Origin of the sequence: Achromobacter sp. Marseille-Q0513 (assembly GCF_018195695.1) — a bacterium.
In the GTDB taxonomy this organism is placed as follows: Bacteria; Pseudomonadota; Gammaproteobacteria; order Burkholderiales; family Burkholderiaceae_B; genus Achromobacter.
Window position 1 is genome coordinate 1 of the sequence record NZ_JAGTJY010000284.1, and the last position, 5,014, is coordinate 5,014.

The 5,014-nt window shown below is 70.7% G+C and carries 6 protein-coding genes; 4 read left to right on the plus strand and 2 right to left on the minus strand.

Annotated elements, in window-relative coordinates:
• Positions 1–305: 305 nt before the first annotated feature.
• The 4 genes from KDH83_RS29445 to KDH83_RS29460 all read left to right on the plus strand — a co-directional run bounded on the left by KDH83_RS29445 (position 306) and on the right by KDH83_RS29460 (position 3,599).
• Positions 306–1,013 carry a serine protease gene (locus KDH83_RS29445; protein ID WP_212322318.1) on the plus strand — a complete coding sequence of 236 codons (708 nt, stop codon included), beginning with the start codon at positions 306–308 and terminating at the stop codon, positions 1,011–1,013.
• A 57-nt stretch (positions 1,014–1,070) separates the two neighbouring features.
• On the plus strand, positions 1,071–1,562 hold the full coding sequence (locus KDH83_RS29450; protein ID WP_212322320.1) for a YbaB/EbfC family DNA-binding protein: 492 nt from the start codon (positions 1,071–1,073) through the stop codon (positions 1,560–1,562).
• Between the two features lie 89 nt (positions 1,563–1,651).
• The gene (locus KDH83_RS29455) at positions 1,652–2,065 is read left to right on the plus strand and encodes a RidA family protein (RefSeq protein ID WP_212322322.1); all 414 of its coding nucleotides are present in this window, start codon (positions 1,652–1,654) and stop codon (positions 2,063–2,065) included.
• A gap of 262 nt (positions 2,066–2,327) precedes the next feature.
• Entirely contained in the window at positions 2,328–3,599 is a 1,272-nt protein-coding gene (locus KDH83_RS29460; protein ID WP_212322324.1) for an MFS transporter, read from the plus strand.
• 17 nt (positions 3,600–3,616) lie between these two features.
• Here the strand turns inward: KDH83_RS29460 and KDH83_RS29465 are convergent, their stop codons facing one another.
• The gene (locus KDH83_RS29465) at positions 3,617–4,498 is read right to left on the minus strand and encodes an NAD(P)-dependent oxidoreductase (protein ID WP_212322325.1); all 882 of its coding nucleotides are present in this window, start codon (positions 4,496–4,498) and stop codon (positions 3,617–3,619) included.
• Between the two features lie 167 nt (positions 4,499–4,665).
• Positions 4,666–5,014 (minus strand): phospholipase D-like domain-containing protein (locus KDH83_RS29470; protein ID WP_249205443.1); only part of this gene is annotated, 349 nt, incomplete at its 5' end.

Genomic DNA, 5,014 nt, shown 5'->3' on the forward strand with positions numbered 1-5,014 from the left:
GTCCTGGGCATATCGGATCCTTGGACTGTGGGCGCGGCAGTATGGGCCGGCGGGACTTCACGGGTATGACGCCACGGGCGCGCACGCTTGCGCGGCGGATGACGTTTCCGCGTCAGGCGTCGGCGCCTTGGGTGCAAGAGCGTCATCAAGCCGCCGCAAATTATCGCTACATTTGCGCGATTTCTCAGCCGGGTCCGTCCGGCGCGCTTCAGTCGGGATCGAGGATGAATGCAGCCAGGCCATTGCCGCGCGGCGGCGCCAGGGCGCCGGGCGCATGTCGCGCGCTCTTGTGGCGTTGCGGCGCGATGCTGGCCGCCGTGCTGGCGCTGCCCGGCGCGGCCGCCGCTCAGGCCGGCGCGCCGCTGGAGTCCCAGGCCAGCGGCCTGTTCATCAACGCGGCCGGCCAGGTCCTGACCGCCGCGCACGCGGTGACGGGCTGCGCGTCCCTTTATGCGCTGAAGGACGGGCAGGTGCGCCGGGCCACCGTGGTGGCGCGCGACGACGCGCGCGACCTGGCCTTGCTGGATACCGGCTTCAAGCCCTATCTGAGCGCGACCTTCGCGGCCACGCCCGAGAGCAGCGGCGGCCGGCCCGTGTTCACCGAGGCCTATGGCGAATTGCAGCGCATGCCCGCGCGCGCCAGCACCGTGTTCAACGGCATGACGGCGCCGCACGGCGGCGGTTCCGCGGCCGAGCTGCTGCTGTTCTCGCCGGTCAAGCCGGGCGCCAGCGGCAGTCCCGTGCTGGGCGGGGCAGGGCTGGTGCTGGGCATGGTGGTCGAGCGCGTGGCGGTGGATGGCCGGCTGTCGGGCACGGTGGCATTGAGCCGGCGCGGCGGTTCCGCGCCAGGGGCGGGCGCCCCGCGGGTCAAGGCGGTGCCGGTGGACAGCATCACCGGTTTCCTGCGCGAGCAGGGCGCGGTCCATGCAGTCAGCGACCGGCCCCAGCTGGGCGCCATGCAGGCGCAGGCGCCGCGCGCGGCGACGCTGTCGGCCGGCATTATTTGCGGATGAGGGGCGAGCGATGCGAGCCGGCCTGTCCGCCGTTTGAACGGGAATAGGAAGATCGACATGAAGCAGACGGTTTCCGGCGGCGCGTCCGCCAGTTCGCAGTCCGCCAGGCCCGGGCGTTTCGCCCGCCTGCGCCGCGCCGTGGCCACGTTCATGGGGCTGGCGCTGTCCGGCGCGGCCGCCGTGGCCGCCCAGCCGGCCGCCGTGCCGCAGCACTGGGTCAGCTATGCGCAGCTGCTGGGCAATCAGTTCCAGGCCTGGCTGGGTGACGACGCCAATCCGGCGGTCGTGCGCGTGCACGAACTGATGGGCGGGCCGAAGGACGCTGGCGACGCGGTGGCCGCCGCCGCGCAGCCGGTGGTGGCCAAGGTCTGGGTGGATGCCACGGGCCGCGTCGAGCGGGTCGAGTTTCCGACGCTGATCGATACGCGCGTGCGCGACGCGCTGACCGAGGTGCTGGCCAACCGCTCGCTGGCCGAGGCTCCGCCGGCCGACATGCGCCAGCCGCTGGTGCTGCAACTGAAGCTCGAACCGGCGGCGGGCGGCGTCTAGCCGGCTTGCCCGCTACGGGCAAACCTGGACTGCGGGACCGGGCAGCCGCCGATACACTGGCGGCCCACTCTCCGTTACCAGGAACCTCCATGACCGCCATCGTGCGCCTGCGACTGCCCGAGGACGACGCCGTGTTCGGCGGCAATCGTGTCTTCGACGCCTTTGAATACGCGCCGGCCGTGGTGGCCCGGGGCATGGCCTATATCTCCGGCCAGATCGGATTGCGGCCCGACGGCACGGTGCCGGACACGGTGCGCGAGCAGATCGAATGGGCCTTCAAGCGCGCCGAGGCCATCCTGCGGCGCCTGGGCCTGGATTTCTCCGACGTGGTCGAGATGGTGTCCTATCACGTGGACGTCGGCGCCCAGCTGTCCGATTTCCGCGAGGTGAAGTCGCGCTACATGCGCGCGGATTTCCCGGCCTGGACCATCCTGGGCGTGGCCGAGCTGGCGCGGCCGGCGCTGGCGGTGGAAATCAGGCTGGTCGCCGCCACGCGCGCTTGAGCGTAGCCTCGCCGCCGGCGTCGGCGCGCCGCTGACGCCGCACCGCCACAGTAGTGGCCGCTGCGTGTACAGGATCGCGCACGGTCCGCGCCGACACAGATATAGCCGGGAGTAATATGGTCCGTCCGCGTTTGGCGGACGCGATTGCCGTCCGCCGGCCTCCCGCCCGAATCGTCCGTGGCGCCTTGTGCGCCCGCCCTGAAACGCAAGCGCCAGACCGCGCCCACGGCATATAAGAAAAAACCGCCGAGGAGACGATCAAGTGGACAAGCAAGGGCCGGGGAGCTGGTATTTCGGCTGGAACATCGTGGGCGCGGCCACCGTGCTGACCCTGCTCACCGTGGGATTGCGCATGGGCATCGGGCCCTTCTTCCTGCCCATGACCCAGACGCTGGGATTCTCGCGCAGCGAACTGTCGGGCATCGTGGCGGTGGGCATGCTGTGCTACGGCCTGGCCATGCCGGTGGCCGGCTACCTGGCCGGCACGCGCGGCACGCGCTTCGTGCTGCTGACCGGCGCGGCCATCGTGGTCGCGTCCTGTGTCTGGACCGTCAATGCGCGCGGCCCGATCGAGTTCCTGCTGGCTTTCGGCGTGGCGCTGTCGGTGGGGCTGGGCTTCACCAGCCCGGTGGCGCTGACGCCGGTCATCAGCCGCTGGTTCACGCGCCAGCGCGGCATGGCGCTGTTCTTCCTGTCCACCGGCTCCATGGCCGGCATCGCGCTGATGACGCCCTTGCTCACCTACGCGATCGCCGCCGTCGGCTGGCGCGAGACCATGCTGGGTTTCGCCGCGCTGTTCGCGCTGGTGACCGTGCCCTCGGCGCTGTTCGTGATGCGCGACCAGGCGCCCGCGCATACCGACCTGCTGCCGCACCAGATCGTCGACCGGCCCGCCGGCGCGCAGGCGCGTCCGGCGGCGCGCGCGCCATCCACCGTCAAGGCGAGCGACGCGCTGGCCTCGGTGCCGTTCTGGCAGATCGCGCTGGGGCTGTTCGCCTGCGGCTTCAGCATGAACCTGCTGGGCACGCACGGCATGCCCATGCTGATGGACCACGGCTTCGACGCGTCCACCAGCGCGCTGGGCATCGGCCTGATCGGCCTGGTGGCGATCTTCAGCACACTGGTGCTGGGGCGGCTGTCGGACCAGCTGGAACGGCGCAACATCCTGGCGGTGATCTATTGCGTGCGCGGCCTGGGCTTTTTCGCGCTGGTGATGGTGGGCACGCACTGGGAGCTGTACCTGGCGGCGTCCGTGGGCGGCATCGTCTGGGCCGGCAGCATCGCGCTGTCCTCGGCCATCCTGGCGGACGTGTACGGGGTGCGGCTGGTGGGGTTGCTGTACGGTCTGGCCTACCTGGGGCACCAGGTGGGCGGCATGATCAGCTCATGGCTGGGCGGCTGGGCCTTCGAGCGCTATGGCACGCACTGGGTCGCCTTCGGCGCGGCGGGCGTGTTGCTGCTGCTGGCGGCGGGAATCGCGCTGCGGCTGCCGCAGCGCGGCGCGCCGCTGGCGCCGGCCGCGGCGGGCGGCTGAGCGTTCCCGCCTTCCCGTCAGCGCGTGGCGCCTTCCTGCAGCAGCGACACCAGCTCGGGCACGTAGCGCTCGCCGCCGCCCTGCTTGACGGCCTGCGCGTAGGTGTCCAGCACGGCCTGGCCGATGTCGCGCGCCGCGCCGGTTTCCTGCGCCATGGTGTTGTAGTAGGACAGGTCCTTTTCCGCGTTCGACATGAAGAACTTCAGCGACGAGGGATCCTGTTCCAGCAGATAGGGCTTGAGGCGTTCCAGCGCCACGCCGCCGCCGCCGCCCTTGCCCAGCACGTCCGCGAACACGGCCGGGTCGATGTCGGCGCGCAGCGCGCAGGCGGCGGCCTCGGACAGCAGCGCGATCACGCCCAGCGACACGTAGTTGTGCAGCAGCTTCATGCGATGGCCGGCGCCGATCGGGCCGGCGTGGCTGATGTTTTCGGCGAAGCAGGCCAGCAGCGGCCTGCATTCGGCGAACAGCGCGGCGTCGCCGCCGACCAGCAGGTTCAGGCGGCCTTCGGCGGCTTCCTTGGGCGTGCGGGTCATGGGCGCGTCGAGGAAGCGTCCGCCCTTGTCGGTCACCGCTTGCGCGACTTTCTGGGTGGACGAGGGGATCGCGGTGGAGCAGTCGATGACGACGGCGCCAGGGCGCAGGCCTTCGAGCACGCCGCCCGGCGACAGCAGCACGGCCTCGACCTGCGGGCTGCCCGTGACGCACAGGATGATCACGTCGGAACGCGCCGCCAGCGTGGCGCCGTCGGCGCAGCTGGTCGCGCCCGCGGCCTTCAATGCGTCCAGGGGCTGGTTCCCCGGATGCTCAAGCACCGTCAGTTCGTGGCCATGCTTGACCAGATTGCTCGCGATGCCATGGCCCATGAGGCCGATTCCTGCCATGCCGACTTTCGCCATCTTCCACTGCTCCTGCCATTTATAGGGTGTTTGTTGTGGCGTAGATCTTACTCCCAGCGTCCGGGCGAGCGCGCGGGAACCGTCCGGCCCGCGGTCGGCGCGCCGGCGCCTGGGGGGCGGCCCGCAAGGGATGCTTCAGAGATTCGGGACCGCTTGCGCGGGCCGCTTCAGAGATACGGCGTGGCCAGCCAGATCACCTTGTTGCGCAGGCGCTTGGCGAAGGGCGCCTGCTGCAGGTCCTCCAGCGTCACGCGGCGGGCCTGTCCGATGATGCCGTCGATGCGGGCGCCCAGGCCGTGCGATACGCCGGGATCGTAGATCTCGGTGTCCAGCTCGAAGTTCAGCCGCAGGCTGCGCGGGTCCAGGTTGGACGAGCCGGCATAGGTCCAGGCGTCGTCCACCGTCATCAGCTTGGAATGGTCGAAGGCGCCATGCGAGCGCCAGACGCGGCAGCCGGTGCGCACCACCTGATCCAGCTGGGCGGTCATGGCGTAGTCGACCAGCCGCAGGTTGTTC

What these genes read in the sequence shown, in the direction of transcription:
- KDH83_RS29465 (WP_212322325.1), bottom strand. Translation starts at nt 4,498, where the DNA reads ATGGCGAAAGTCGGCATGGCAGGAATCGGCCTCATGGGCCATGGCATC.
- KDH83_RS29450 (WP_212322320.1), top strand. Translation starts at nt 1,071, where the DNA reads ATGAAGCAGACGGTTTCCGGCGGCGCGTCCGCCAGTTCGCAGTCCGCC.
- KDH83_RS29445 (WP_212322318.1), top strand. Translation starts at nt 306, where the DNA reads ATGCTGGCCGCCGTGCTGGCGCTGCCCGGCGCGGCCGCCGCTCAGGCC.
- KDH83_RS29455 (WP_212322322.1), top strand. Translation starts at nt 1,652, where the DNA reads ATGACCGCCATCGTGCGCCTGCGACTGCCCGAGGACGACGCCGTGTTC.